The following is a 25,301-nucleotide window of genomic DNA, read 5'->3' as shown; positions in this document are numbered from 1 at the left end:
CGGAGGAACGACGTGATCAAACCCAGGCCCAGGATCGTGGAGCTCTGCGACACCGAACCCAACACGAAGCGCGGAGGCGATCTGCGCGCCATGCTCACCCCGGCCACGGTCGGTTCCACCAGCGGCTTCATGGGCGTGGCCATCGTGCAGCCCGGCGACCGCATCGGCGAGCACTACCACCCGTACTCCGAGGAGTTCGTGTACGTCGTCTGCGGGGAGCTCGAGGTGGACCTGGACGGCGAGCCGCACCCGCTCAGGCCGGAGCAGGGTCTGATGATCCCCGCCTACATGCGCCACCGCTTCCGCAACGTGGGCGACGTGGAGGCGCGGATCGTCTTCCACCTGGGACCGCTCGCCCCGCGCCCGCAGCTCGGCCACGTCGACACGGAGGGCGCCGAGCCGGCGCCGCCGGCCGGCGTGGCAGAGGTCCGATCATGACCAGGCGGGTGGCGGTCACCGGCATAGGCATCGTGGCGCCGGGCGGTATCGGTGCCTCCGCGTTCTGGGACCTGCTGGCGAACGGGCGCACCGCGACGCGGGGCATCACGTTCTTCGACCCGTCAGGGCTGCGGTCCCGGATCGCGGCCGAGTGCGACTTCGATCCGACGGCCTCGGGTCTGGACGAGGAGCAGATCGCGCGCTGCGACCGCTACATCCAGTTCGCGCTGGCCGCCGGCCAGGAGGCGGTCGCGGACTCGGGACTCGACCTCGCCGGGGAGAACCCCTGGCGGGTCGGGGTCTCGCTGGGCACCGCGGTCGGCGGCACCACGCGGCTGGAGAACGACTACGTCCTGGTCAGCCACCACGGCGACCGCTGGGACGTGGACCACGAGCGGGCCCGGCCGCATCTGGAGCGGGCCTTCACACCGAGCACGCTGGCCTCCACGGTGGCCGAGCGGTTCGGGGCCCGCGGGCCGGTGCAGACCGTCTCCACGGGCTGCACCTCCGGGCTCGACGCGGTCGGCTACGCGCTGCACACCGTGGAGGAGGGGAGGGCGGACATCTGCATAGCCGGGGCGTCGGACTCGCCGATATCACCGATCACCATGGCGTGCTTCGACGCGATCAAGGCCACGTCCCCGAACAACGACGACCCCGCCCACGCCTCCCGCCCCTTCGACAACGACCGTGACGGGTTCGTCATGGGAGAGGGCGGCGCGGTGCTCGTCCTGGAGGAGCTGGAGCGCGCCAGGGCCCGCGGCGCCCACGTGTACTGCGAGCTGAGCGGCTACGCCACGTTCGGCAACGCCTACCACATGACCGGACTGACCAGCGAGGGCCTGGAGATGGCGCGGGCGATAGAGACCGCGCTGGACCACGCCCGCCTGGACGGCTCCGCGATCGACTACGTCAACGCGCACGGCTCCGGCACCCGTCAGAACGACCGGCACGAGACGGCCGCGGTGAAGCGGGCGCTGGGCCACCACGCCTACGACACCCCGATGAGCTCCATCAAGTCGATGGTGGGCCACTCGCTGGGGGCGATCGGGGCGATCGAGGTGGTGGCCTGTGTGCTGTCGCTGGCCCACCAGGCGGTCCCGCCGACCGCCAACTACCAGACCCCCGACCCCGAGTGCGACCTGGACTACGTCCCGCGGGTCGCCCGCGAGCGGAAGCTGGACAGCGTGCTCTCCGTGGGCAGCGGCTTCGGCGGCTTCCAGTCCGCGGTGATCCTGACCCGGCAGAGGGAGAGGACACGATGAGCGCACCGCGCAAGCGGCGGGCCGCCGTCACCGGCATCGGTGTCGTCGCGCCCGGCGGCACGAGCACCGAGACCTTCTGGAAGTCCACCCTGGAGGGCGCGAGCCTCCTGGACCGCGTGACGCGTGAGGGCTGCGAGCACCTGCCGCTGAAGGTGGCCGGCGAGGTGCGGGCCTTCGAACCCTCGGCGGCGGTGGAGGAGCGCTATCTCGTTCAGACCGACCGCTTCACGCACTTCGCGATGGCCGCGGCCGACGCGGCCCTCCAGGACGCCCGGCTGGGTCGGGCCGACACCGACGCGGCCCCGTTCTGCGCGGGCGTGGTCACCGCGGCCGGGTCCGGCGGCGGCGAGTTCGGCCAGCGGGAACTTCAGAAGCTGTGGAGCAAGGGCAGCCGCTATGTCGGCCCGTGGCAGTCCATCGCCTGGTTCTACGCGGCCAGCACGGGCCAGATCTCCATCCGGCGCGGCTTCAAGGGCCCCTGTTCGGTGGTCGCCGCCGACGAGGCGGGCGGTCTGGACGCCCTGGCGCACGCGGCGCGGGCGGTCGAGCGCGGCACCGACCTGATCGTGGCCGGTTCGACGGAGGCGCCGCTGGCCCCGTACTCGATGGTCTGCCAGCTCGGTTACCGGGAGCTGAGCCCGGTGGCCGACCCGGAGCGCGCCTACCGCCCGTTCACCGAGGACGCATGCGGGTTCGTGCCGGCCGAGGGCGGCGCGATGCTCACCGTGGAGGCGGCCGAGTCGGCGCGGGAGCGGGGCGTGCCCGTACGGGCCGTCCTGGCCGGGCACGCGGCGACCTTCACCGGCCCCTCCCGCTGGGAGCTGTCCGGACAGGGGCTGGCCGAGGCGATCCGCGGCGCGCTGGCCGACGCCGGGTGCGCACCCGAGGAGGTCGACGTCGTCTTCGCCGACGCCCTCGGCGTCCCCGAGGCGGACCGGGCGGAGGCACGCGCCCTCGCCGACGCGCTCGGCGCGCACGGCCGGCGGGTGCCGGTCACGGCGCCCAAGACCGGTACCGGCCGGGCGTACTGCGCGGCCCCGGTGCTGGACACGGCGGCGGCGGTGCTCGCGATGGAGCACGGCCTGATCCCGCCCACCCCGAACGTCTCCGACATCTGCCATGACCTCGACCTGGTGACCGGTCGTGCCCGTGCCACCGAGATGCGCACGGCGCTGGTCCTCAGCCGGGGGCTCATGGGCTCGAACTCGGCGCTGGTGCTGCGGCACGGTGCCGCCGGGGCCTCCTAGTGCCGGGGCACTGACGAGGCAGCCACGACCAACCGGGAGCAACCCGGGAGAGACAAGGAGAGGAACCGCATGAGTGACCGCATCACAGTGGAGGAACTGGCCGAACTCATGAAGAAGGCCGCCGGGATCACCGTCAGCCCGCAGGATCTGGCGGACCGGTCCGAGACCGGATTCGACGAGATCGGTATCGACTCGCTCGGCCTGCTCGGCATCGTGGGCGAACTGGAGAACCGGCACGGCATCCCGATGCCCGCCGACGCGGAGCGCTGCAAGACGCCCAGGAAGTTCCTCGACCTCGTCAACAGCACCCTTCTCGCAGGAGCGTAGAAATGGCCGGACACACGGAGAACGAGATCACCATCGCCGCGCCGGTGGACCTGGTCTGGGACATGACCAACGACGTGGCGAACTGGCCTCGGCTGTTCAGCGAGTACGCCTCCGCCGAGATCCTGTCCCAGGAAGGCGACAAGTGCACCTTCCGGCTGACCATGCACCCGGACGAGAACGGCACCGTGTGGAGCTGGGTCTCCGAGCGCGAGCCCGACCGGGCCAAGCTCACCGTCAGGGCCCGCCGGGTCGAGACGGGCCCGTTCGACCACATGAACATCCACTGGAGGTACGAGGAGGTCCCCGGGGGCACCCGGATGATCTGGACGCAGGACTTCGCGATGAAGCCGGAGGCGCCGGTCGACGACGACTGGATGACCGACAACATCAACAAGAACTCCAAGGTCCAGATGGCCCTGATCCGCGACAGGATCGAGAAGACCGTCGCCGGCCGCCGGGCCGAACCGGCCCTGACCACCGACTGAGCCGGACGGAGGAAGCCTCGTGCACCAAGAACTGATCGTCGCCCGGATGGCCCCTGGTTCGGCCCCGGACATCGCCAGGATCTTCGAGGAGTCCGACCGCGGGGAGCTGCCGCACCTGGTCGGCGTCAACCGGCGCAGCCTCTACCAGTTCGGCGATGTGTACATGCACCTGATCGATGCGGACCGGGACCCGGGACCCGCCATCGCCAAGGTGGTGGACCACCCCGAGTTCCGGGGCATCAGCGAGCGGCTGTCGGCGTACGTCAGCGCGTACGACCCGCAGACCTGGCGCTCGCCCAAGGACGCGATGGCCCACCGCTTCTACCTGTGGGAGCGTGACTGAGCCGCCGCATTGAGCCAACCTGACGAGCCGTCCGGTCCCTCACGGACGGCCACCGGCCGCCGGGCCCGCTGTGTCGCGGGCCCGGCGGCCGGTGTCCGAGGAGGTCGCGGCGGTGCCGCCGGCCGGGTCCGGTCAGCCCGGCACCGTGCAGTCGAAGGCGTGCAGGTAGGGGTTGACCGGGCTGATGTCGTCGATGACCAGGCCCGCCGCCTTCAGCCGGTCGGCCATGCTGGCGCCGGTGTGCTTGGCGCCGCCGACGTTCAGCAGCAGGAGCAGGTCCATAGCGGTGCTGAACCGCATCGAGGGCGTGTCGTCGACGAGGTTCTCGATGACCACGACCCGGGCTCCGGGACCGCCCGCCCCGATGACGTTGCGCAGGCAGCGGGCGGTGGAGTCGTCGTCCCACTCCAGGATGTTCTTGATGATGTAGACGTCGGCCCTGACCGGGATGGCCTCGCGGCAGTCGCCGGGCACGATCCGCACCCGGTCCGCCAGCGAGCCGCCCGCGCGCAGCCGGGGGTCGGCGTTGTCCACCACCCGCGGCAGGTCCAGCAGGGTGCCGTGCATCCGCGGGTACTTCTCCAGCAGGCTCGCCACCACGTGCCCCTGCCCGCCGCCGATGTCGGCGACCGAGGAGGCGCCGGACAGGTCGAGGAGCTCGGCGACGTCCCGCGCGGACTGCCTGCTGGAGGTCGTCATGGCCCGGTTGAAGACGTCCGCCGACTCGGGGGCGTCCTCGTTGAGATGGACGAAGAACTCCTTGCCGTACAGGTCCTCCACCACGTTGCGGCCGGTGCGCACCGCCTCGTCCAGTTTCGGCCAGGCGTCCCAGGTCCACGGCTCGGTGCACCACAGGGTGATGTAGCGCAGGCTGCCCGGGTCGTCCTCGCGCAGCAGCCGGGACATGCCGGTGTGCGCGAACGTCCCGTCGGGCTGCTCGGTGAAGACGCCGTAGCAGGTCAGTGCCCGCAGCAGCCGTCGCAGCGGCTTCGGTTCGGTCTTCACCGCGGCCGCGAGGTCCTCCACGGCCATGGGCGCTTCCCCGAGCGCGTCGGCCACACCGAGCCGGGCGGCCGCGCGGAGGGCGGCGGCGCACGCCGCCCCGAACGCGAGCTCCCTGAGTCGCATGGACGGCGGTGGGGCGGACTGAGCGGTCGTCATGTGCCGCCTTCCTTCCTTCTGGGTCCGGTGGGTTCCACGAGTGGCTACGGCCTCAGCACAGTCCCGCGGGCCTGGAGGCCTCACAGGAGTTCTCCGCGAAGGTGTTGTGGTGCGCGGCGCTCTCCTGGTTGACCAGGTCCGCCGGGGAGTTGCCGTCGAGCACGTTCCGGGTCACCCGGTTCCTCTCGCCGACCGCGCCGACGAAGCTCCTGAACAGCACGATGCCGCCGGAGTAGGGGGACGTGCCCGAGTTGCCGACGACGAGGTTGCGGGACACGTAGGTCCGCTCGGCCCCGGTCAGGACGATGCCCGAGCCCTGGAGGAAGGGCATCCGGGCGGTCGCCGGGCAGAACTTGTTGTTCTTCACGACCCGGTTGTCGCGCACGGTCAGGGCGCCGGCCCGCGGCTCGTTCTCGTCGCCGACGACGAACATCCCCGCGCAGTTGCCGGTGACGTGGTTGTCCGTGACGGTGAGGTCGCGCAGCCGGCGGACGGTGACGCCGATCCGGTTGCCCTCCAGCCGGTTGTGGGCGACCAGCGTTCCGCGGGTGTCGGTGGCGCCCTGCTCGGCGGTGACCGTGTTGGCCAGGAAGAGTCCCGCGTCGCCGTTGTTCCGGGCGATGTTGTTCCGGTACTCGCTGCGTACGGACCGCTCCTCGGCGATGCCCCACATCCCGTTCTTCTCGGCGGTCACCTGCCGCACGGTCAGCCGGTCGGTGCCCACGGCCATCAGGCCGGTGTGCGAGAAGCCGGTCACGGTCAGACGGGACACGGTGACACCTTCGAGGCGCTTGCCCTTGGCCCCCACCACACAGATGCCGTTGCCCCACTTGGCGCAGCCGCCCGAGAGCTTCTTGCCGCCCGGTTCCAGGACGGTGCCGCGGCCCGCGCCGCGCAGCGTCAGACCGGGCGTCGTCACCTTGACGCTCTCGTGGTAGACGCCGGGCAGCACCAGCACGGTGTCCCCCTGCCGCGCGGCGTTCACCGCCCGCTGGATCGACTGGCCCGGGTGCACCAGGTGCGTCCTGGGCACCGGGACCGGCCGGGCGGCGGCGACGCCCGAGCCGGCCAGCGCGGCGGCGCTCAGGAGCAGAGCGATATACCGTTTCGTCATATTCTGTACGGTATGGCCGGATAGTCGGCTGGAACGCCGGATGAGCCGTCCGGCGGCGTGTCACCGGCGCAGGGCGTGGCCGATCCACAGCTGTGCGCGGGACGGTGGACGGCCGTCCTCCAGGTCCCACACGGCGTTCTGCAGCACCCGGCCGAGCGTCCAGGCGCGGGCCCGGTCCCGGTCGAGGCCCAGCACCCCGGTCATGGCCTCGAAACGCGGGACGACCTCGCCGGGCTCGAAGCGGTTGAACAGTGCCGGGAGCAGTTCGAAGCCGGGGTCCCCGGCGAGCGGCTTGGGGTCGATGGCCAGCCAGGGCTCGCGGCCGGCGCCGAGCACGTTGCCGTAGTGCAGGTCCCAGTGCAGCAGCCGGTCGCCGCTCTCGCCGGCGACCTCGCGCACGGCGGCGGCGCAGTCCGCGAGCAGCCGGCGGTCCTCCCCGTCGGGCAGCCGCGGCAACGCGCCCGGAGTCCGCTCCAGCAGGGCACCCGCGATGTCACCCAGTCGCCGTATCCCCGCCGGGGCCGCCACGGACGTCAGGCGGGCCAGCAGGCCGGCGATCACCAGGACGGCCGCGCGGGCGTCCGGCAGGCCCGTCAGCGGGCGGGCGGAGTCGAGCCGCTCCAGCAGCAGCGTGCCGGTGGGCTCGTCGTGCTCCAGGAGCCGCACGGCCCCCGCGCCGGCCCACACGCGCAGCGCCGGCGCCTCTCCCGCGCTCTCCTCGTCGGGCAGTTGGAGCTTCAGGGCGGCGGGCAGGCCGTCGGCGCGGACGACCGGAAGGACCAGCGCGCACACGCCGTGCATCGCCGGCCCGTCGATCCGCAGCCGCCACCGGTCGAGGAAGCCGGCCGCCCGCCGGGGCAGGCCGGCGACGAACGCGCGGCCCGCCGCCCCGTTGAACTTCTCCTGGGAAGCGGCCAGCGCGACGGGCACCTCGATCACCCTGACGACCATACTTGCGCGTGTGAGCGGGGTCATGCGGATGCGGCGTGGGCTTCGGGCGGCGAGGGCGTACGTCCGCAGCGCTCCGGGCACGTATGTCTGGCTGCTGGTCCTGTTCCTGACCACCGTCGCCCTGCACCACATGTCGCCGCACTTCGAGCAGCACTTCCTGCGCCACCGCTCGACCAACCTGCGCGGGCTGTCGAAGGACCCGGTGCGGGTGCTCTTCTCCAGCGCCATGTGGATCGACAACGGCCACTGGCTGCCGTACGCGGTCCTCTACACGGTCTTCCACGCCCAGGCCGAGCGCTGGCTGGGCACCCTGCGCTGGCTGCTGGTGTGCGTGACCGCGCACGTGCTGGCGACCCTGGTCAGCGAGGGCGCCCTGCTGTGGGCGATCCAGCGGCACATGGTGCCGGAGTCGGCCGTCAACACCCTCGACGTCGGGGTCAGTTACGCCCTGGCCGGGGTGGTGGGGGTGCTGACGTACCGGATCGCGCCGCCCTGGCGGTACCTGTACCTGGCCGCCGTCCTCGGCTACTACGCCGGGTCGCTGGTGACCGGGCGGACCTTCACCGATCTCGGACACTTCACCGCCGTCCTGGTCGGCCTGGGCTGTCGTCCGTCGGCCAGGGGCCGTGGCGAGCCGTGGAACCCGCAGGAGGCGCTGTGCGCGCTGCGGCGGTAGGGCCTGCGGTGAAAGTCCCGTCGTCCGCCCGGCCCGCGGGGCCTCGCGGTCGGAGAGGGGCGTTGTCAGTGGCGGGGTGCAGCATGGGGGCATGGTGAGCGAAGCGAGCGGCAGGGCCCGTGTGAAGGGCGCACGGCGGCCCGAGGTGCGGTTGCCGGCCCTGGAGGCGTACGGCGGCGGGGGACTGGCGCCGGACGGGGACTACGACGGGCTCGAGTTCCGGGAGGTGGACCTCGCCGGGCAGGACGGGTCGGGCGCCCGCTTCCTGGACTGCGCGCTCGGGGGCTGCGCGCTGGACGACACGTCGCTGCGCCACGCCCGCTTCCTGGACTCGCTCCTCACCGGTGTACGGGGCGTCGGCACCGACCTCGCGGAGGCGACCCTGCGTGACGTGGAGGTGGTCGACGCGCGCCTCGGCGGGGTGCAGTGCCATGGTGCGGTCCTGGAGCGGGTGTGGATCCGCGGCGGAAAGATCGACTACCTGAACCTGCGCAGCGCCCGGCTGCGGGACGTCGTCTTCGAGGGCTGCGTCCTCGTCGAGCCGGACTTCGGGGGCGCCCGGCTGGAGCGGGTGGAGTTCGCGGACTGCGTGCTCAAGGGCGTCGACTTCAGCGCGGCGACGCTCTCGGACGTGGACCTGCGGGGCGCCGCGTCCCTGGAGATCGCCCGCGGTCTCGACCGGCTGGCGGGCGCGGTGATCAGCACCGGCCAGCTCCTGGACCTGGCGCCGGTGCTGGCGGCGGAGCTGGGGATCAGGGTGGAGGGGTGACGCGGAGAGGGGATCAGGCGAGACGGGGGTAGCGGGCCTGGAGGGTCCAGATCGCCGGGTTCTCCGCCAGGTCCTCGTGGAGGTCGCACAGGTCGGCGACGAGGTCGTGCAGGAAGTCGCGGGCCTCGCGGCGCAGCGCGGTGTGCGAGAAGGTCAGCGGGGGCTCCTCGGCGGGCATCCAGTCGGACTCGACGTCGACCCAGCCGAAGCGGCGCTCGAAGAGCATGCGGTCCGTGGACTCGGTGAAGTCCAGCTCGGCCCGCTGCGGACGGGAGGCGCGGGAGCCCGCCGGGTCACGGTCCAGCCGCTCGACGATGTCGCACAGGGCCCACGCGAAGTCGAGCACGGGCACCCAGCCCCAGGCCGTGGCCAGCTCGCGGTCGGAGTCGGTGTCGGCCAGGTAGACGTCGCCGCAGAACAGGTCGTGCCGCAGCGCGCGCACGTCCGCCCGGCGGTAGTCCGTCTGCGGCGGGTCGGGGAAGCGGTTGGAGAGGGCGTAGCCGATGTCGAGCACGTAGGCGATGGTGTCATGTGCGCCGCATAGGATCGCGCGCGTGTATCGATCTGCCCTGCTTGTCCGAACCGCCGCGGTCGGCTGCGCCCTGCTCGTGCTGACGCTGACCGGGTGCGACGGCGGGGTGCGGGGCACCCCCGGCGGGGCCGGCGTGCACGACCCGTACTTCCCCAGGGCGGGCAACGGCGGGTACGACGTCGGCCACTACGGCCTGACCCTCGCCTACGATCCGGACCGGCGTTTTCTCACGGGCACCGCGGTCATCACCGCCCGGGCCACCCAGGACCTGTCCGCCTTCGACCTCGATCTCAGCGGGCTCGACGTCCGCAGCGTGACGGTGGCGGGGAAAGCCGCCCTGTTCAGCCGGGCCGGGCAGGAACTCACCGTGCGCCCGCACGACGACCTGGTGAAGGGCGAGACGTTCACCGCGACGGTGCGTTACTCCGGGCGGCCGGAGGTCGTCGTCGACCCCGACGGGGCGCGGGAGGGGTGGCTGCCTACCGCGGACGGTGCGCTCGCCCTCGGTGAGCCGGTCGGGTCGATGGCGTGGTTCCCGGGGAACAACCACCCGTCCGACAAGGCCGCGTACGACATCTCGGTCACCGTGCCCGAGGGGCTGCAAGTCGTCTCCAACGGCGAGTTGAGGAGTGAGACGACCAGCGGGGGGCGTACGACGTTCAGGTGGCGCACCACCGAGCCGATGGCGAGCTATCTGGCCACCGTCGCGGTCGGCCACTTCGAGATCACCCGCTCCACCACGAGGAGCGGTCTGCCGGTGTACGTCGCCGTCGAGCCGTCCCAGGTGCAGGGGAGCCGGGCCGTGCTGGCCAGGATCCCCGAGATCGTCGAGTGGGCGGAGCGCCGCTTCGGCCCGTACCCCTTCTCGTCCACCGGCGCGATCGTCGGCCGTCGCGGGGACGCCGGTTACGCCCTGGAGACCCAGAACCGGCCCGTCTTCCCCGGCACCCCCGACCTCCGCACCCTGGTCCACGAACTCGTCCACCAGTGGTACGGGAACTCCGTCACCCCGAAGAGCTGGCGGGACATGTGGCTGAACGAGGGCTTCGCGACGTACGCGCAGTGGCTGTGGGAGGAGGACCACGGCGGCCGGACCGCGCAGCAGGCCTTCGACGCGCTCCAGCGCGGCGACTACTTCGCCGACGACGCCGCGAACGAGGCGGTGTGGGCCTTTCCGCCCGCCGGGCCGAGCGGTGCCGAGCACATCTCCGGCCGGCCCGTCTACGAACGCGGCGCGATGGTGCTGCACAGGATCCGGCAGACGGTCGGCGACCACGCCTTCGACGACATCCTGCGGGGCTGGTCCGCCGCCCACCGCCACGGCAACGCGGACACCGCCGACTTCACCGCCTACGTGGAGAGGAAGGCCCCGGGCACGGACTTCGGCGGGATCTGGGCCGACTGGCTGTACGGGGACGGCAAACCGGCGCCTCGCTGAACCGCGGCCGGTTCCCTCAGCGGCCGGGCGGTCCGCTCAGTCCAGCCGCTTGCGGAGCACCGTGCACGGGCGGCCCCACTGCCGGTCCCGGCGATGCGCGAGGTGCCGGTAGCCGAGGGCGGTCCAGAACGCCAGGCCCCCGGGGTTGTTCTCCAGGACGGCCAGGCGTACGGCGGTGCGGCCCTCGGCGCGGAAGCGGTCCTCGACGAGGGACGCCAACCGGCGCCCGAGGCCGTGCCGTTGTGACCCCGCGTCGATCATCAGCAGGCCGATCCACGGGTCCGGGTCGGCCGGATCGGGGTGGTGGGCGAGCGTGATCGCGATCCCGGCGAGCCGTTGCTCGTCGCGCGCGAGCAGCACCTCCGAGTCCGGGTCGGCCAGGTCGTCCGCCAGCGCGGCCGCCACCTGTTCCGGGCGGATGTCGTCCGGGTCGGGGAAGTCACCGCTGAGGGCGTGGAAGTCGCGTTGGGAGCCGTAGAGCGCGGTCAGCTCGGTCAGGAGCCCGCCCGGGATGACGCGGTCCGGCGGGAGAGTCAGGGGCTCGAGGAACACCCGGGCAACCTACCGTGCGCCGGTGGCCCGGAGCGTCGGTGGCCCGGAGCGGCGGTGGCCCGGGCGCTCCGGATGCCTCGGGTGGCGGGGTGGAGGGCGGCCGGGGGGAGTCGATCGGGGCAGCGCCCGAGCCCCGCCCGAGCCCCGTCCTCTGGGCGGGCCGGGGCTCGGACGGTGGACCGGGGGTCGTCAGACGTTGACGCCGAAGTCCTGGGCGATGCCGACCAGGCCCGAGGCGTAGCCCTGGCCCACGGCGCGGAACTTCCACTCCGCGCCGTTGCGGTACAGCTCGCCGAAGACCATGGCGGTCTCGGTGGCCGCGTCCTCCGACAGGTCGTAGCGGGCGATCTCGGCACCGCCGGCCTGGTTGACGATGCGGATGTAGGCGTTGCGGACCTGCCCGAAGTTCTGGCCGCGGTTCTCGGCGTCGTAGATGGAGACCGGGAAGACGACCTTGTCGACGTCGGCGGGGAGCCCGCCGAGGTTGACGTTGATCGCCTCGTCGTCGCCGTCGCCCTCGCCGGTGAGGTTGTCGCCGGTGTGGACGATGGTGTTGTCCGGGGTCTGCTTGTTGTTGAAGAAGACGAAGTGCTGGTCCGAGTAGACCTTGCCCTGCGCGTTGACCGCGATCGCGGAGGCGTCCAGGTCGAAGTCGGTGCCGGTGGTGGTGCGGACGTCCCAGCCGAGGCCCACGGTGACGGCGGTCAGGCCCGGTGCCTCCTTGGTGAGCGAGACGTTGCCACCCTTGGACAGGCTTACAGCCATTGTCGGGAGTCCCTTCCCTCGTTGCGTTGCGGACGAAGCTATCGCCACCCATAGGAACGCCGAGGGGGGTCCTCCGGGTTCCGCGTCCCTTTACCTTTTTTACCCACCCCGATCGAACACGCCCGCGGCGAAAACATGATGACGTGAAGCGGCTGGGAAGGGGAACATGGACGACATGTCCGGTCCCCATCTCATCCGCGGCTCCGTCGCGCTCCCCGAGGCCGAACTGGCCTGGCGCTTCTCGCGGTCCTCCGGGCCCGGCGGCCAGCATGTCAACACCACGGACTCCCAGGTGGAGTTGCGCTTCGACCTCGCCAACACCGAGGCGCTGCCCGAGGTGTGGAAGCAGCGCGCGCTGGAGCGCCTCGCGGACCGGCTCGTCGACGGCGTCATCAGCGTGCGCGCCTCCGAGCACCGTTCCCAGTGGCGCAACCGCGAGGCCGCCGCCGTGCGTCTGGCCGCTCTCCTCGCCGAGGCGACCGCGCCCCCGCCCAGGCCACGCAGGCCCACCCGGGTGCCGCGAGGCATCAACGAGCGGCGGCTGCGCGAGAAGAAGCAGCGCTCGGACACCAAGCGGGGGCGCTCCGGGAAGGACTGGGGATAGCGGCCGACGGCGGCCGGTCGGCGGCTGGCCGGCGGGACCCCGGAGCGCCGAGCGGCGGTGTGCCGCGAGGGCGGGGCGTCAGCCCAGGCGGCGGTAGCGGCCGCGGTAGTACATCAGCGGTTCGCCGTGCGTGCCGGGCAGGCGGGCCGTCAGCACCCGGCCGATGACCAGGGTGTGGTCGCCGGCCGCCACCCGCTGCTCGGTGCGCAGCTCCAGGGTGGCCAGGGAATCGGTCAGCAGCGGGGCGCCGGAGACCTCGCCGCGGGTGTGGGGGAGGTCCCGGAACAGCAGGCGGTCGCTGACCCGGCCCTTCATGGCGAAGCGGCCCGCGACGGTGTGCTGGCTGTCGGTGAGGACCGAGACCGCCCACAGCGGCTGCTCGGCGAGCAGGTCGTCCATGCGGGAGCCCGCGCGCAGGCTGACCAGGGCCAGCGGCGGGTCCAGGGACACCGACATGAACGCCGTGGCTGTCATGCCCGCGTCCTCGCCGCTCGGCGCCTCCGGGTCGTCCGGGTCGAGCGGCGGCTCCTGCGCGGTCACCAGGACCACACCGGCGGCCAGCCTGGACATCGCGGCACGGAACTCCTCGTTGGTCACCCCCTCAGCATGCCCGGGCGGGGCTCCCCGCTGCCCGAGCGGAGCCGGGAGCCCGGCGGAGGCGGTGGGGGCGGGGACGGGCGGCACGGCGGATGGGTTCAACACACACGGAACGCTAACCACCGGTTCGCGGCCGCCGCATCGGGCCTCCGCCCGAAGCCGGACCTAGGACCAGCGGACGAGTGTGGGGGATGTGGCGGGGGAGTGCGGGGGGAGTGTGTCGTGCATCATGTCCCTACAGTCGTGACGCCCGCGTTCACCAAACGCACGGGAAAAAGACAGAAACCGCACTCAATTGTTCACGTTCATCTGTGACTTGAGTCACAAGGGCAGTGAATTGTTGACCCTGTGTACCGAGTGGGCTCCGCGCTGTGATTCAGTGGCTGAGATTGCGCAGACGACACGCCGAACAGCACCCTTGATTCGCTGGCGAGGTCTCGGGGGGAGGGCGAGCATGGAGACCGACTCGGAACCGTACGTCCGCCTGGCGTCCCTGCGGCAACTGCACCAGGTCATGGCGGACATGAACACCGCGAGGAGCCTGGCCGACACGCTGCAGACCGTCGCCGACGGCGTCGTGAACGGCCTCGGCTACGAGCTGGCCTGCGTCAACCTCGTGCGCCCCGACGGCGACCTCGTGGTGGCCGCCTTCGCCGGCAACGCCGCCGCGGAGGCGATCATCACCGGCCGCGTCGGCCCCCGGGAGTCCTGGGACCGGCGGCTGGCCATGGGCGAGCAGTGGGGCGGCCTGGTCTTCATCCCCCACACCGAGGGCTGGGTCCTCGACGACGACGACGTCCCGACGTGGTACACCGACGGGCCCGCGCCGCGCTTCGAGGACGAATGGCACCCCTCCGACCGGCTCTTCGCGCCCATGGACGCCCCCGGCGGGTCCGGCGGCTCCTCCGGCGAGCTGCTCGGCGTGATCTCGGTGGACCGCCCGCGCAACGGCCGCCGGCCCGGCGCCTGGGGTCGCGAGGCCCTCCAGATGTACGCCTTCCAGGCGGCCATCGCGATCAGCAACGCCCGGCTGCGCTCCAACATGCAGCGCGCCCTTGTCCGCCTGGAGCGCGAGCAGCAGGCCCTGCGCGCCAGCGAGGAGAGTTTCCGCCAGGCCTTCGAGTACGCGCCCTCCGGCATGGCCATCGCCGAGATGGGCGGCGACCAGCACGGCCGGATCCTGCGCACCAACGACGCCCTGTGCCGGCTGCTCGGCCGCCCCGCCGCCGCCATGCGCCGCTACTCCTTCTCCGACCTCGTCCACCCCGAGGACATAGGCACCCTGCTGCGGACCTCGGCGGAGGGCGGCCGGGCGGAGCTGCGGCTGGGCCGCCGCGACGGCTCCTACGTCTGGGTGTCGCTGCGCAACTCCGTCGTCGCGGACGCCGCCGACGGGCCCCGCTTCCTGCTCACCCACGTCGAGGACATAGAGGAGCGCAAGCGCCGCGAGCTCCAGCTCGCCCACCGCGCCTCCCACGACTCCCTCACCGGTCTGCCGAACTCCGCCGAGCTGCGTGCCCGCCTGTCCGCCCGGCTGTGCCGGCGGCCCCAGGCCGAGCACGCCGGCGACACCGAGTCGCAGGACACGGCCTACGGCCACCCCGGCTACGACCACGGCTTCGACTTCCGGTCGGACACCCAGGCCTACGACGCCTACGACCACCACGTGCACACCGTCGCCCCCGAGGGCGACCACGACGACGGCACCAAGGGGCTCGCGGTCCTCTTCTGCGATCTCGACGGCTTCAAGTCGATCAACGACCGGTTCGGGCACAACGCGGGCGACGCGGTGCTCATCGAGGTGGCCCGGCGGCTGAGCAACGGCGTGCGCGACGGCGACACCGTGGCCCGCCTCGGCGGCGACGAGTTCGTGATCCTCGCCGACGGCCTCGGCCGGGCCGACGCCCAGGACCTCGCCGTACGGCTGCGCAACGAGATCATCCAGCCGATCCGCGCCGAGGGCCGGGCGGTCCGGGTCGGGGCGAGCTTCGGCATCGGGTGGGCACACTGCGGAATGACGGCGGACGAAGTGTTGAAATCAGCCGACGAGCGGATGTACGTCGAGAAACGATCTCGTCCCAAACAACATCGTCGAGCCGGATGATCGCAGGTCGGCCGACCTGTGCGGCATGAGTCACCCGTTCGGGCCCCGCGGAGCGGGTAGGCTCGCCTATCTCACGACGTACCGCCCCCGCACCTTGTTGAGGAGTACCTAGGGATGACGCCCGGCAACAGCGGCGCGAGCACGCCCGAGGACGACGACCCGTTCGGCTATCTGTACGCCGACGGCCAGGCCAACGGAGCCCAGCCGCCCTCGGGCGGATACGGCTACCCGAACGCGGTCAACCGGGTCCGCACGGTCGGTCAGCGGCAGTACGGCCAGGTCCCACAGCAGCAAGGCGCGTACGGCCAGCCGAGCGCCCAGTACGCCGCACCCGAGACCCTCCCCGGCGGAGCTCCGCCGCGGCAGCAGCCCCAGGGTGGTGGCGGCCGCGGCCGCGGCCCGAACACCAAGGGCCTGCTGATCGGCGCCGTCGCGGTGGTCGCCGCGGTCGTCATCGGCATCGGCGTGGCGATGATCAACGGCGACTCGGGCAAGAAGGACGACAACCAGGCCGGCGGTACGCCCCCGACGGCCACGCAGAGCACCGAGCCGAGCCCGTCGGCGAGCAGCAACGCACCGAGTGACGGCGAGTTGCCGAAGACCGACGCCGAGGTGCTGCAACTGGACGGCGGCGCCACCAAAGCCTCGGGCATCAAGGGCGCCCAGGCTGCCGGCGGCGTCTATGTGACGAACTTCAACAACGTCGGCGCCTCGGCCACCTGGACCGTCGACGGCATCCCCGAGGACGGCAAGTACACCGTCTTCATCGGTTACGACGTCCCGGGCAGGGACGGCACCGCCACTCTGACGGTCAACGGCAACACGTCCAACATCAATCTGAAGAACTGGGCGGGCGCGCCCGAGGGCGACTACGAGAAGGGCTGGACGAAGACCTACAACTGGATCCAGCTCAACAAGGGCATGAACACCATCAAGATCTCGTGCGAGCAGGGCAACCAGTGTGATGCGAACCTCGACCAGTTGTGGCTGGCCAAGGGCTGGGTCAAGTCGGGCTGACGCTCACGCCGCGCTGGCCTCCCCCGTCACCGCCACCCGGCCCAGCAGTTCCTCGTAGGCCGCGTGGTCGAACTCGCCGGCCACCGGGGACAGGACCGTCGCCGTGGACAGGGCGACCGCGCGGGCCAGGCGGTCCGGCCAGGGCAGGCGTTCCACGAGGCCGGACAGCAGGCCCGCCACGGCTGAGTCGCCCGCGCCGGTCGGGTTGCCCCGGACGCGGGACGGCGGAGCGGCCCGCCACAGGCCGTCGGAGGTGTGCGCGAGCAGGCCCTCCGCACCCAGGGAGGCGACCACCGCGCGGGCACCGCGGCGGCGGGCGTCCTGGGTGGCGCGCAGCGGCTCGTGGGAGCCGGTGAGCTCGGCAAGCTCGTCCGCGTTCGGCTTGACGACGTCGGGGCGGGCCGCCACCCCCCGCCGCAGGGCCTCGCCGCTGGTGTCCAGCAGGACGGGGACCCCGGCCGCCCGCGCCGTCCGTATCAGACCGGCGTACGCGCCCACCGGCAGCCCGGGCGGCAGGCTGCCGCACAGCGCCACCGCCGACACCGAGCCGAGCAGGCCCTCGTAGACGCCCTGGAAGGCGGACCACTCGGCCGGGGTGACGACCGGGCCGGGCTCGTTGAGCTGGGTGGTGTCACCGGTGCGCTGGTCCACCACGGCTATCGTGCGCCGGGTCGCGCCGGCCACCGGGACCAGCGCGTCGACCACGCCCGGCGCCTGGGACGCGAGCCGATCCCGCAGCTCGCGCCCGGTGGCCCCGCCCGCGAAGCCGGTGACCGTCACCTCGTGGCCGAGGGCCGCCAGCACGCGGGCCACGTTGACGCCCTTGCCGCCGGGCCGCTCCGTCACCTCGGTCACCCGGTGGGAGGTGTGCGGGCGCAGGGACGGCACCCGGTAGGTGAGATCGAGCGCGGTGTTCAGTGTGACCGTGAGGATCACCTGGGCCGACCTCCCCCGAGTAAGCGCGTCCGCCGCGACGTTTTGGAGACTCGATCATGCCAAACGCGCGGCCCACCGCCCACCCCCGGACCGGTTCCCGCGGCCGGACGGGCGGACGGATCAGCCCAGTTGGGGCTCAACCACCCAGGCGCCCCGCCGCATCACGCCCTTCAGCGCGAAGTCGTCGTCGAGCAGGACGAGGTCGGCGTCCTTGCCGGGTTCCAGGGAGCCCACCCGGTCGTCCAGCCCGAGCAGCCGGGCCGGATTGGCGCACAGCGCGGCCACCACGTCCGTGACCGGCAGCCGGTCGACCGTCACCGCCCGCCGGAACGCCCGGTCCAGGGTCAGGGTCGAGCCCGCGATCGAGCCGCCCTCCACCAGCCGCGCCACTCCGCCGTCGACCTCGACCTGGAGCGGGCCGAGCAGATAGCGGCCGTCGCCGATCCCGGCGGCGTCCATGGCGTCGGTGATGAACGCGACCCGGTCCGCGCCCGCGTGGTGGAACGCCAGCTCCAGGGCGGCGGGGTGCAGGTGCACACCGTCGTTGATCAGCTCGACGGTGACCCGCTCGTCCTCCAGCAGGGCCGGGATCGGGCCGGGGGCTCGGTGGCCCAGTGGCGGCATCGCGTTGAACAGGTGGGTGGCGACGGTGGCTCCGGCGTCGATCGCCTCCACCGTCTGCTCGTACGTCGCGTCCGTGTGCCCGATCGCCGCGATCACGCCGTGCTCGGTGAGCAGCCGTACGGAGTCCAGGCCGCCGGGCAGCTCGGTGGCGAGGGTGACCATCCTGGCCCGGCCGCGGGCGGCGTCGACGAGCTTGCGCACATCCGCGGGGTCGGGGTCGCGCAGCAGTTCCTCGGAGTGGGCTCCCTTGCGGCAGGGCGAGATGAACGGCCCCTCGAAGTGGATGCCCGCGATCTCGCCCTGCTCAGCGAGTTCCGACAGCAGCCCTGCCTGCTTGACGAGGAGGCCCATGTCGTTGGTGACGGTCGAGGCGACCAGGGTGGTGGTGCCGTGCTCCCGGTGGGTGCGGACGGCGGTCAGCACGTCGTCGGCCGTGCCGGAGAAGGAGGCGCCGCCTCCGCCGTGGTTGTGGATGTCGACGAAGCCGGGGACCAGCCAGTGCCCGCGTACGTCGAGGGTCTCGGCGTCCTCCCGGGCGTTGTCGGCGATCCGCGTGCCGTCGACGATCACACGGCCGCCGTCCACGATCCCGGTGGGCAACACCACCCGGGCTCCGGTCAGAACCTTGCTGGGGGCCATCGGATGGCTACCTCCGGAAAGTCGTAGAAGTGTTGAGCAGGTCCCAGGCCAGGAGGCCCGCGCCCAGGCAGCCGGCGGTGTCCCCCAGGGCCGCGGGGACGATCGACGGCAGCTTCTGGAAGGTGACGCGCCGCCGGACCGCCTCGCGCAGCGGCGCGAACAGCGTCTCGCCCGCCTCGGCGAGCCCGCCGCCGATGATCAGCGTGCGCGGGTTCAGCAGGGTGAGCGCGGTGACCAGCCCGTCGGCGAGTGCGTCGACCGCCTCCTGCCAGACCGCGCGGGCCCGCGCGTCCCCGGACTCCACGGCCTTGGCGCAGTCCGCCGCGTCCGCGTCCGGGTCCCCGCACGCCTCGGCCCACGCCTGGCTGACCGCCGACGCGGAGGCGAACCGCTCCAGGCAGCCGCGCTGCCCGCACGGACAGGCCAGGCCACCGGGGCGTACGACGATGTGGCCGATCTCGCCCGCGAAGCCGTGCGCGCCCGCCTCCACCCGGCCGTCGATGCCGATGGCACCGGCGATCCCGGTGCCCAGCGGCACGAAGAAGAACCGGTCGGCGCCCTTGCCCGCCCCGATCCGGCCCTCGGCGAGCCCGCCGGTGCGCACGTCGTGGCCCAGGGCCACGGGGACGCCGAGCCGCTCGGCGAGCAGATCGCGCAGGGGCACGTCGCGCCAGCCCAGGTTGGCCGCGTAGGCGGCGACGCCCCGCTCCTCGTCGACGATGCCGGGGACGGCGACGCCGGCCGCGGCCGCCTCCTGCCCGAGGTGCCGGGCACCGTGCGCGCGCAACTCGGCGGCGAAGTCGAGGATGCCCTCGACGACGGCCTCCGGTCCACGCTCACGGCCGGTCGCCCGGCGGGCCCGGTGCAGCAGGGAGCCGTCGGCGGCGACCAGGGCGGCCTTCATCCCGGTGCCGCCCACATCGAGGGCGATGACGTGTTTCACGTGGAACAGTGTGGACCGTCCGACCGGGAGAGGTCTAGTCCACTTACTTGGTGCAGACCAATTGTGTCCACTTGGTGACGCTGTCGGCGGCGGAGGCTACCGTGCCCGGTATGGGCGACGACATGGACGACGACCAGGAACAGCGGCTCGGGCGCAGGGAGCGGGGGATCCTTGCTCTGGAGCGGCGCGGTTTCGGCGGGCCCGGGGCGAAGGAGCGGGCGATACGGGAGGAGCTCGACCTGTCTCCCGTGCGCTACTACCAGCTCCTCAACGCCCTCCTCGACGACACCCGCGCCCTCGCCCACGACCCGGTCACCGTGAACCGGCTGCGCCGGGTGCGCGAGGCCCGGCGCGCCGAGCGGTGAGACCCGTCCGGAACCGAGGAGTGCTCGCGGCCGGCGAGGGATAGGTTCGCCCCATGGGAAGCCAGGACAGTCACGCCACCGACTCGACCGCCCCCGTCTCCTCCCTGCCGACGCCCCTCACCCGGGCGGGCCGGGACGGGCTCGCCGCGATCCTCGCGCGGCCCCGGCAGGCGCTGATCGCGCTCGACTTCGACGGGACGCTCGCCCCGATCGTCCCCGACCCCGACCAGGCCCGCGCCCACCCGGACGCCGTGCCCGCGCTCTCCGCGCTCGCCCCGAAGGTGGCCGCCGTCGCGGTGGTCACCGGCCGCCCGCCCGGTGTCGCGGTGCGCCACGGCGGTTTCGCGGGCGTGCCCGGCCTGGAACACCTGGTCGTCCTCGGCCACTACGGCGCCGAGCGCTGGGACGCCGCCACGGGCACTCTCACCGCCCCGCCCCCGCCCCCCGGCGTCGCCGCGGCCCGCGCCGAACTGCCCGGCCTGCTCGACCGGATCGGCGCCTGGCACGGCACCTGGATCGAGGAGAAGGGCCGCTCGGTCGCCGTCCACACCCGCCGCGCCGACGACCCGCAGGCCGCGTTCGAGGCGCTGCGCGAGCCCCTCGCCGACCTGGCCGCCCGCCACGGGCTGATCGTCGAGCCCGGCCGCATGGTCCTCGAACTGCGCCCCGCGGGCATGGACAAGGGCGTCGCCCTCCTGGACTGCGCCCGCGACCTGGGCGCCACGTCGGTCCTGTACGCCGGCGACGACCTGGGCGACCTCCCCGCCTTCGCCGCGGTCGACGAACTCCGCGCGGACGGAGTCCCGGGCGTCGTGGTCTGCAGCGGCAGCACGGAGGTCATGGCGGTGTCGGAGCGGGCCGACCTGGTGGTGGACGGCCCGGCCGGGGTGGTGGCCCTGCTGCGGAACCTGGCGGACCACCTCGCCTAGCTCGCCCGGCTCGACTGTCCGCCCGTCCGACTGTCCGCCCGTCCGCTCGGTCGGTCAGCCGCCCAGCGCCTTCAGCTGGTCCAGGAACCACTGAGCGGGCGGCAGTGCGGTCGCGGCGGCGGCCAGCCGCTTCGTCCGCTCCGCCCGCTCGGGGCCCGGCATGCTCAGCGCCCGGTGCAGGGCCCCGGCCGTGCCCACCACGTCGTACGGATGGACGACGACCGCGTCCTCGCCCAGCTCCGCGTACGCCCCCGCCTCCCGCGACAGCACCAGGGCGCACCCCGCGTCGGAGACGACCGGCACCTCCTTGGCGACCAGGTTCATCCCGTCCCGGATGGGGTTGACCAGCGCCACGTCGGCGATCCGGTACGCCGCGAGCGACCGCGCGAAGTCGTCCTCCACGTGGAGCAGGACCGGGGTCCAGCCGGGCGTCCCGTACCGCGCGTTGATCTCCTCGGCCACCCGCCGCACCTGCTCCGTGTACTCCCGGTACACCGCGAGGTCCTGCCGCGAGGGGTAGGCGAACGCCACGTGCACCACCCGCTCGCGCCACTCCGGGCGCTCCTGAAGCAGCTCCCGGTACGCGTACAGCCCCCGCACGATGTTCTTGGACAGCTCGGTCCGGTCCACCCGCACGATCGTCCGGCGCGGGCTCCCGTCCGGACCGGCGCCGATCTCCTCGCGCAGCGCCGCCATCCGCTCCTCGACGTCGGCCCGGTGCGACCGCTCCCGCAGGAACTCCCCGTCCGCGCCCAGCCCGTGCACCCCGATCCGGGTGCCCCCGAGCCCGCCGACGAGCGCGTCGCAGCACCCGGTGAACGCGTCCGCCCACCGCTGGGTGAGGAAGCCCAGCCGGTCCGCGCCCAGCATCCCGCGCAGCACCTGCTCGGCGATGTCGTCGGGGAGGATCCGGAAGTAGTCCGCGGGCGCCCACGGCGTGTGCGAGAAGTGCCCGATGCGCACATCCGGCCGGAAATCGCGCAGCATCCCCGGCACGAGCGCCAGGTGGTAGTCCTGGACCACCACGGCCGCCCCTTCGGCGGCCTCCTGAGCCAGCGCCTCGGCGAAGGCCAGGTTGTAGGCCTCGTAGGACGTCCAGCGGCGGCGGAACTCCGCGTCGAAGACCGGCTCCAACGGGGTCTGGTACAGCATGTGGTGGACGAACCACAGCACCGAGTTGGCGATGCCGTTGTAGGCGTCGGAGAAGACCTTCGCGTCGATGTCGAGCATCCGCACCCGCTGCCCACCGGTCGCCTCCGAGGGCAGCCGGCGCTCGCCCTCGAAGCGGCGAGCCGCCTCCCGGTCGGCGTCGCTCAGCGCCGCGCACACCCACACCGCGCCCGCCTCCGGGCCGATCGCGGAGAGCCCGGACACCAGCCCCCCGCCTCCGCGCCGGGAGTGGAGCGAGCCGTCCTCGCGCACCCTGTACGAAACCGGGCCGCGGTTGGACGCGACCAGTACCTCGGCACCGTGCGTAGAAGCCATACGCCTCAACCTAGCCCGGCCCCGAAACACTCAAACGTACGGTTCCGCTTCGTAGCCGCCGGAATGCGGGCGAGGCCGGTGTTTCACGCCACCCGCCGGGCCGCGTACTCCGCGATCTCGGCCATCGGCGGACGCTCCTCGGTGTCCACGCGGTACGTCCGCGGCTCGAAGCCGTTCTCGCCGCGCTCGAACTGGGTGAGCCGGGGGCGCACGAGGTGGCCCCGGGCCAGGCGCAGCTGGGCGGTGCGGTAGATCGCGGCGGCCATCCGGCCGAGCGCCTGCCCGTCCTGGTGCCGGTGCCTGCGCACCCCGACGTCGACCTGGGCGAGCGCGTCCAGACCCACCAGGTGCAGCGCGTCGACCAGCATGCCCAGTTCGACGCCGTAGCCGACCGGGAAGGGCAGCTGTTCGAGCAGGGAGCGGCGGGCCGCGTACTCGCCGCCGAGCGGCTGCACGAAGCCGGCCAGCTGCGGCCAGTGCAGGTTGAGCAGCGGGCGTGCCACCAGCTCGGTGACCCGCCCGCCCTGCCCGGCCGCGGCCGAGGCGGAGGCGTCCTGGCCGGGCACGGTGAAGGGGCGGTCGTACATCGCCTTGACGAGGTCGACGTCGCGTTCGGTGAGCAGCGGGCCGACGATGCCGGTGACGAAGTCGGAGGAGAACTCGCGCAGATCGGCGTCGACGAAGCAGATGACGTCCCCGCGGGTGACGAGCAGGGAGCGCCACAGGACCTCGCCCTTGCCCGGCACGGCCGGCAGGCGGGGCAGGATCTCGTCGCGGTGCACCACCCGGGCGCCCGCGGCGGCGGCCACCTCGGAGGTGCGGTCGGTGGAGCCCGAGTCGACGACGACGATCTCGTCGACGAGCGGTGCCCGTTCCACGAGGTCGCGGCGGATCACCGAGACGATGTCGCCGACCGTCGCCTCCTCGTTCAGCGCGGGCAGCACCACGGAGACCGACTGACCGGTGCGCTGCTTGGCCGCCAGGACCTGGTGGAGCGGCCGGTCGGCCACGGACCAGGAGCGGCTGGCCAGCCAGCGCTCGACTTCTTCCAGCACGGTCGGCGGCTCCTCACTGCTGTCTCACGGTGTCGTCCCGCAGAGTCGTCTCGCGCTTCGGACGACCGTCTCCACCCTTGTGGCCTTCCGTTACAGTCTGAACAACGCGGACGACCATCCCATGCCGGGGGTCGCCTCCGCGTCACAACCGCATACCGCTCATCCAGAGGGGCAGAGGGACACGGCCCGATGAAGCCCCGGCAACCCTCCAGCCGGTTCTCGTGACACCGCTGTGCGCGCACAGCGGATCGTCTTCGCGAGGCTCCCGGCTAGGGAAGGTGCCAAATCCGTCTCACGGCGAGATGCGTCGTGAGGAAGATGAGGAGAAAGGGCCTCGCCTCACATGGCTGTGCAGACCGTCGCAAGCAGCACCGACTCCACCGTAGACCTCGGCCCCGCCGCCGCGCTGAGCTGCCGCGAGTGCGGCCACCGCGTCCCGCTCGGCCCGGTCTTCGCCTGCGAGGAGTGTTTCGGCCCGCTGGAGATCGCCTACGACTTCTCGGCCCACGACGCCGAGGAGTTGCGCAAGAGGATCGAAGCGGGCCCCGCGAACATCTGGCGCTACGCGCCGCTGCTGCCCGTCCCCGCGGACGTCGCAGGCAAGCCGAACCTGAACCCGGGCTGGACCAAGCTCGTCCGGGCCGACCGCCTCGCCCGCGAACTGGGGGTGACCGGCGGGCTGTACGTGAAGGACGACTCCGGCAACCCGACGCACTCCTTCAAGGACCGCGTGGTCGCCCAGGCGCTGGAAGCGGCCCGCGCCTTCGGCTACACCACGCTCTCCTGCTCCTCGACCGGCAACCTGGCCGGCGCCGTCGGCGCCGCGGCCGCCCGCGCCGGACTGCGCTCGTGCGTGTTCATCCCGCACGACCTGGAGCAGGGCAAGATCGTGATGGCCGCGGTCTACGGCGGCGAACTCGTCGGCATCGAGGGCAACTACGACGACGTCAACCGCTTCTGCTCCGAACTGATCGGCGATCCGGCCGGCGAGGGCTGGGGCTTCGTCAACGTCAACCTGCGGCCGTACTACGCCGAGGGCTCCAAGACGCTGGCGTACGAGATCTGCGAGCAGCTCGGCTGGCGGCTGCCGGACCAGATCGTCGTGCCGATCGCGTCCGGCTCCCAGCTCACCAAGATCGACAAGGGGCTGCGGGAGCTGATCGAGCTCGGGCTGGTCGAGGACAGGCCGTACAAGATCTTCGGCGCCCAGGCCGAGGGCTGCTCGCCGGTGTCCACCGCCTTCAAGGCAGGACACGACGTCGTGCGCCCGCAGAAGCCGGACACGATCGCCAAGTCCCTGGCCATCGGCAACCCGGCCGACGGCCCGTACGTCCTGGACATCGCGCGCCGCACCGGCGGCGCGGTGGAGGACGTGACCGACGAGCAGATCGTCGACGCGATCAGGCTGCTGGCGCGGACCGAGGGCATCTTCGCCGAGACCGCGGGCGGGGTGACGGTCGGCGTCACGAAGAAGCTGGTCGAGAACGGCGTCCTCGACCCGACGAAGACCACCGTTGTCCTCAACACCGGCGACGGACTGAAGACGCTGGACGCGGTGGCCGGTACCGGCCTGACCGCGACGATCCGTCCGACCCTGGACTCCTTCCGAGAGGCTGGCCTGGCATGAGCGTGACCGTTCGCATCCCCACCATCCTGCGCACCTACACCGGCGGCCGGGCCGAGGTGGACGCCGAGGGCGCGACCCTGGCCGACGTCATCTCGGACCTGGAGAAGAACCACACGGGCATCGCCGCACGGGTCCTGGACGACCAGGGCAAGCTGCGCCGCTTCGTCAACGTCTACGTCAACGACGACGACGTCCGGTTCGAGCAGGGGCTCGAGACGGCCACCCCGGACGGCGCGGGCGTCTCGATCATCCCGGCGGTGGCCGGCGGCTGATCATCACCTTCGGTCATTGCGGTCACGCAGAGTTCACCGAG

Annotated in this window: 28 protein-coding genes and 1 riboswitch; of the genes, 16 read left to right on the top strand and 12 right to left on the bottom strand. The window is 72.6% G+C overall.

Annotated elements, in window-relative coordinates; translation table 11 throughout:
- The first annotated feature begins 12 nt into the window (after positions 1–12).
- The 6 genes from ACTYVM_RS17870 to ACTYVM_RS17845 all read left to right on the top strand — a co-directional run bounded on the left by ACTYVM_RS17870 (position 13) and on the right by ACTYVM_RS17845 (position 4,105).
- Positions 13–438 (top strand): cupin domain-containing protein, encoded by a 426-nt coding sequence (locus ACTYVM_RS17870; protein ID WP_445526837.1) that lies wholly within the window; start codon positions 13–15, stop codon positions 436–438.
- Entirely contained in the window at positions 435–1,703 is a 1,269-nt protein-coding gene (locus tag ACTYVM_RS17865) for a beta-ketoacyl-[acyl-carrier-protein] synthase family protein (RefSeq protein ID WP_445526836.1), read from the top strand. The genes ACTYVM_RS17870 and ACTYVM_RS17865 overlap by 4 nt, the downstream gene beginning before the upstream one ends.
- Positions 1,700–2,950 carry a ketosynthase chain-length factor gene (locus ACTYVM_RS17860; RefSeq protein ID WP_445526835.1) on the top strand — a complete coding sequence of 417 codons (1,251 nt, stop codon included), beginning with the start codon at positions 1,700–1,702 and terminating at the stop codon, positions 2,948–2,950. The genes ACTYVM_RS17865 and ACTYVM_RS17860 overlap by 4 nt, the downstream gene beginning before the upstream one ends.
- A 69-nt stretch (positions 2,951–3,019) precedes the next feature.
- Complete coding sequence (locus ACTYVM_RS17855; RefSeq protein WP_445526834.1) at positions 3,020–3,277, top strand: acyl carrier protein; 258 nt, start codon at positions 3,020–3,022, stop codon at positions 3,275–3,277.
- Positions 3,278–3,279: 2 nt separating this feature from the next.
- Positions 3,280–3,762 (top strand): SRPBCC family protein, encoded by a 483-nt coding sequence (locus tag ACTYVM_RS17850; protein WP_445526833.1) that lies wholly within the window; start codon positions 3,280–3,282, stop codon positions 3,760–3,762.
- 19 nt (positions 3,763–3,781) lie between these two features.
- Positions 3,782–4,105, top strand: coding sequence for a TcmI family type II polyketide cyclase (locus ACTYVM_RS17845; protein WP_400035449.1), 324 nt, complete (start codon positions 3,782–3,784; stop codon positions 4,103–4,105).
- A gap of 132 nt (positions 4,106–4,237) precedes the next feature.
- On the opposite strand, the gene ACTYVM_RS17840 is transcribed toward ACTYVM_RS17845, so the two are convergent.
- Genes ACTYVM_RS17840 through ACTYVM_RS17830 form a run of 3 tightly spaced genes read right to left on the bottom strand, consistent with a single transcriptional unit; the run spans position 4,238 to position 7,331 of the window.
- The gene (locus ACTYVM_RS17840; RefSeq protein WP_445526832.1) at positions 4,238–5,266 is read right to left on the bottom strand and encodes a methyltransferase; all 1,029 of its coding nucleotides are present in this window, start codon (positions 5,264–5,266) and stop codon (positions 4,238–4,240) included.
- A gap of 52 nt (positions 5,267–5,318) precedes the next feature.
- Positions 5,319–6,380, bottom strand: coding sequence for a right-handed parallel beta-helix repeat-containing protein (locus ACTYVM_RS17835; protein WP_445526831.1), 1,062 nt, complete (start codon positions 6,378–6,380; stop codon positions 5,319–5,321).
- A 60-nt stretch (positions 6,381–6,440) separates the two neighbouring features.
- Positions 6,441–7,331: an aminoglycoside phosphotransferase family protein gene (locus ACTYVM_RS17830; protein ID WP_445526830.1), complete on the bottom strand. Its 891-nt coding sequence runs from the start codon at positions 7,329–7,331 to the stop codon at positions 6,441–6,443.
- A gap of 22 nt (positions 7,332–7,353) precedes the next feature.
- On the opposite strand from ACTYVM_RS17830, the gene ACTYVM_RS17825 reads away from it, so the two are divergent.
- Both ACTYVM_RS17825 and ACTYVM_RS17820 read left to right on the top strand, forming a co-directional pair.
- Entirely contained in the window at positions 7,354–8,007 is a 654-nt protein-coding gene (locus ACTYVM_RS17825; RefSeq protein WP_400035588.1) for a rhomboid-like protein, read from the top strand.
- Between the two features lie 91 nt (positions 8,008–8,098).
- Positions 8,099–8,776 (top strand): pentapeptide repeat-containing protein, encoded by a 678-nt coding sequence (locus ACTYVM_RS17820; RefSeq protein WP_445526829.1) that lies wholly within the window; start codon positions 8,099–8,101, stop codon positions 8,774–8,776.
- Positions 8,777–8,789: 13 nt separating this feature from the next.
- On the opposite strand, the gene ACTYVM_RS17815 is transcribed toward ACTYVM_RS17820, so the two are convergent.
- Positions 8,790–9,290, bottom strand: coding sequence for a hypothetical protein (locus ACTYVM_RS17815; protein WP_445526828.1), 501 nt, complete (start codon positions 9,288–9,290; stop codon positions 8,790–8,792).
- Between the two features lie 40 nt (positions 9,291–9,330).
- On the opposite strand from ACTYVM_RS17815, the gene ACTYVM_RS17810 reads away from it, so the two are divergent.
- Positions 9,331–10,746: a M1 family metallopeptidase gene (locus ACTYVM_RS17810; RefSeq protein WP_445526827.1), complete on the top strand. Its 1,416-nt coding sequence runs from the start codon at positions 9,331–9,333 to the stop codon at positions 10,744–10,746.
- A 36-nt stretch (positions 10,747–10,782) separates the two neighbouring features.
- Here the strand turns inward: ACTYVM_RS17810 and ACTYVM_RS17805 are convergent, their stop codons facing one another.
- Both ACTYVM_RS17805 and ACTYVM_RS17800 read right to left on the bottom strand, forming a co-directional pair.
- Complete coding sequence (locus tag ACTYVM_RS17805) at positions 10,783–11,298, bottom strand: GNAT family N-acetyltransferase (protein WP_445526826.1); 516 nt, start codon at positions 11,296–11,298, stop codon at positions 10,783–10,785.
- A 189-nt stretch (positions 11,299–11,487) separates the two neighbouring features.
- Positions 11,488–12,063: a TerD family protein gene (locus ACTYVM_RS17800; protein WP_445526825.1), complete on the bottom strand. Its 576-nt coding sequence runs from the start codon at positions 12,061–12,063 to the stop codon at positions 11,488–11,490.
- Positions 12,064–12,229: 166 nt separating this feature from the next.
- On the opposite strand from ACTYVM_RS17800, the gene arfB reads away from it, so the two are divergent.
- Entirely contained in the window at positions 12,230–12,667 is a 438-nt protein-coding gene (arfB, locus tag ACTYVM_RS17795; protein WP_445526824.1) for an alternative ribosome rescue aminoacyl-tRNA hydrolase ArfB, read from the top strand.
- A gap of 78 nt (positions 12,668–12,745) precedes the next feature.
- On the opposite strand, the gene ACTYVM_RS17790 is transcribed toward arfB, so the two are convergent.
- The gene (locus ACTYVM_RS17790) at positions 12,746–13,264 is read right to left on the bottom strand and encodes a flavin reductase family protein (protein WP_445526922.1); all 519 of its coding nucleotides are present in this window, start codon (positions 13,262–13,264) and stop codon (positions 12,746–12,748) included.
- A 454-nt stretch (positions 13,265–13,718) separates the two neighbouring features.
- On the opposite strand from ACTYVM_RS17790, the gene cdgB reads away from it, so the two are divergent.
- Positions 13,719–15,368, top strand: coding sequence for a diguanylate cyclase CdgB (gene cdgB / locus ACTYVM_RS17785; RefSeq protein WP_445526823.1), 1,650 nt, complete (start codon positions 13,719–13,721; stop codon positions 15,366–15,368).
- 114 nt (positions 15,369–15,482) lie between these two features.
- Complete coding sequence (locus ACTYVM_RS17780) at positions 15,483–16,385, top strand: carbohydrate-binding protein (RefSeq protein ID WP_445526822.1); 903 nt, start codon at positions 15,483–15,485, stop codon at positions 16,383–16,385.
- Positions 16,386–16,388: 3 nt separating this feature from the next.
- Here the strand turns inward: ACTYVM_RS17780 and ACTYVM_RS17775 are convergent, their stop codons facing one another.
- The 3 genes from ACTYVM_RS17775 to ACTYVM_RS17765 all read right to left on the bottom strand — a co-directional run bounded on the left by ACTYVM_RS17775 (position 16,389) and on the right by ACTYVM_RS17765 (position 19,488).
- Positions 16,389–17,321 (bottom strand): 1-phosphofructokinase family hexose kinase, encoded by a 933-nt coding sequence (locus ACTYVM_RS17775; RefSeq protein WP_445526821.1) that lies wholly within the window; start codon positions 17,319–17,321, stop codon positions 16,389–16,391.
- A 120-nt stretch (positions 17,322–17,441) separates the two neighbouring features.
- Entirely contained in the window at positions 17,442–18,584 is a 1,143-nt protein-coding gene (nagA, locus tag ACTYVM_RS17770; protein ID WP_445526820.1) for an N-acetylglucosamine-6-phosphate deacetylase, read from the bottom strand.
- Positions 18,585–18,591: 7 nt separating this feature from the next.
- A complete protein-coding gene (locus tag ACTYVM_RS17765) occupies positions 18,592–19,488 on the bottom strand; it encodes an ROK family protein (protein ID WP_445526921.1) in 897 nt (298 codons plus the stop codon).
- Positions 19,489–19,637: 149 nt separating this feature from the next.
- On the opposite strand from ACTYVM_RS17765, the gene ACTYVM_RS17760 reads away from it, so the two are divergent.
- Both ACTYVM_RS17760 and otsB read left to right on the top strand, forming a co-directional pair.
- The gene (locus ACTYVM_RS17760; protein WP_445526819.1) at positions 19,638–19,892 is read left to right on the top strand and encodes a DUF3263 domain-containing protein; all 255 of its coding nucleotides are present in this window, start codon (positions 19,638–19,640) and stop codon (positions 19,890–19,892) included.
- Positions 19,893–19,945: 53 nt separating this feature from the next.
- Positions 19,946–20,821 carry a trehalose-phosphatase gene (otsB, locus tag ACTYVM_RS17755; protein WP_445526818.1) on the top strand — a complete coding sequence of 292 codons (876 nt, stop codon included), beginning with the start codon at positions 19,946–19,948 and terminating at the stop codon, positions 20,819–20,821.
- 54 nt (positions 20,822–20,875) lie between these two features.
- On the opposite strand, the gene ACTYVM_RS17750 is transcribed toward otsB, so the two are convergent.
- Entirely contained in the window at positions 20,876–22,306 is a 1,431-nt protein-coding gene (locus tag ACTYVM_RS17750; protein ID WP_445526817.1) for an alpha,alpha-trehalose-phosphate synthase (UDP-forming), read from the bottom strand.
- Positions 22,307–22,389: 83 nt separating this feature from the next.
- Positions 22,390–23,361: a glucosyl-3-phosphoglycerate synthase gene (locus tag ACTYVM_RS17745; RefSeq protein ID WP_445526816.1), complete on the bottom strand. Its 972-nt coding sequence runs from the start codon at positions 23,359–23,361 to the stop codon at positions 22,390–22,392.
- 156 nt (positions 23,362–23,517) lie between these two features.
- Positions 23,518–23,686: riboswitch (SAM riboswitch) on the top strand.
- Between the two features lie 18 nt (positions 23,687–23,704).
- Here ACTYVM_RS17745 and thrC point away from each other — a divergent pair.
- Positions 23,705–24,988, top strand: coding sequence for a threonine synthase (gene thrC / locus ACTYVM_RS17740; protein WP_445526815.1), 1,284 nt, complete (start codon positions 23,705–23,707; stop codon positions 24,986–24,988).
- Complete coding sequence (locus tag ACTYVM_RS17735; protein WP_400035495.1) at positions 24,985–25,260, top strand: MoaD/ThiS family protein; 276 nt, start codon at positions 24,985–24,987, stop codon at positions 25,258–25,260. The genes thrC and ACTYVM_RS17735 overlap by 4 nt, the downstream gene beginning before the upstream one ends.
- The last annotated feature ends 41 nt before the right edge of the window (positions 25,261–25,301 follow it).

The organism is Streptomyces cyslabdanicus (assembly GCF_052663305.1).
This window is presented reverse-complemented; position numbering and strand designations above follow the sequence as displayed.

Bases quoted from the DNA above. Each gene is read 5' to 3' on its own strand.
- ACTYVM_RS17865 (WP_445526836.1), top strand. From the start codon at position 435: ATGACCAGGCGGGTGGCGGTCACCGGCATAGGCATCGTGGCGCCGGGC.
- ACTYVM_RS17860 (WP_445526835.1), top strand. From the start codon at position 1,700: ATGAGCGCACCGCGCAAGCGGCGGGCCGCCGTCACCGGCATCGGTGTC.
- ACTYVM_RS17855 (WP_445526834.1), top strand. From the start codon at position 3,020: ATGAGTGACCGCATCACAGTGGAGGAACTGGCCGAACTCATGAAGAAG.
- ACTYVM_RS17850 (WP_445526833.1), top strand. From the start codon at position 3,280: ATGGCCGGACACACGGAGAACGAGATCACCATCGCCGCGCCGGTGGAC.
- ACTYVM_RS17840 (WP_445526832.1), bottom strand. From the start codon at position 5,266: ATGACGACCGCTCAGTCCGCCCCACCGCCGTCCATGCGACTCAGGGAG.
- ACTYVM_RS17835 (WP_445526831.1), bottom strand. From the start codon at position 6,380: ATGACGAAACGGTATATCGCTCTGCTCCTGAGCGCCGCCGCGCTGGCC.
- ACTYVM_RS17830 (WP_445526830.1), bottom strand. From the start codon at position 7,331: ATGGTCGTCAGGGTGATCGAGGTGCCCGTCGCGCTGGCCGCTTCCCAG.
- ACTYVM_RS17825 (WP_400035588.1), top strand. From the start codon at position 7,354: ATGCGGATGCGGCGTGGGCTTCGGGCGGCGAGGGCGTACGTCCGCAGC.
- ACTYVM_RS17820 (WP_445526829.1), top strand. From the start codon at position 8,099: ATGGTGAGCGAAGCGAGCGGCAGGGCCCGTGTGAAGGGCGCACGGCGG.
- ACTYVM_RS17800 (WP_445526825.1), bottom strand. From the start codon at position 12,063: ATGGCTGTAAGCCTGTCCAAGGGTGGCAACGTCTCGCTCACCAAGGAG.
- arfB (WP_445526824.1), top strand. From the start codon at position 12,230: ATGGACGACATGTCCGGTCCCCATCTCATCCGCGGCTCCGTCGCGCTC.
- cdgB (WP_445526823.1), top strand. From the start codon at position 13,719: ATGGAGACCGACTCGGAACCGTACGTCCGCCTGGCGTCCCTGCGGCAA.
- ACTYVM_RS17780 (WP_445526822.1), top strand. From the start codon at position 15,483: ATGACGCCCGGCAACAGCGGCGCGAGCACGCCCGAGGACGACGACCCG.
- nagA (WP_445526820.1), bottom strand. From the start codon at position 18,584: ATGGCCCCCAGCAAGGTTCTGACCGGAGCCCGGGTGGTGTTGCCCACC.
- ACTYVM_RS17765 (WP_445526921.1), bottom strand. From the start codon at position 19,488: ATGAAGGCCGCCCTGGTCGCCGCCGACGGCTCCCTGCTGCACCGGGCC.
- ACTYVM_RS17760 (WP_445526819.1), top strand. From the start codon at position 19,638: ATGGGCGACGACATGGACGACGACCAGGAACAGCGGCTCGGGCGCAGG.
- otsB (WP_445526818.1), top strand. From the start codon at position 19,946: ATGGGAAGCCAGGACAGTCACGCCACCGACTCGACCGCCCCCGTCTCC.
- ACTYVM_RS17750 (WP_445526817.1), bottom strand. From the start codon at position 22,306: ATGGCTTCTACGCACGGTGCCGAGGTACTGGTCGCGTCCAACCGCGGC.
- thrC (WP_445526815.1), top strand. From the start codon at position 23,705: ATGGCTGTGCAGACCGTCGCAAGCAGCACCGACTCCACCGTAGACCTC.
- ACTYVM_RS17735 (WP_400035495.1), top strand. From the start codon at position 24,985: ATGAGCGTGACCGTTCGCATCCCCACCATCCTGCGCACCTACACCGGC.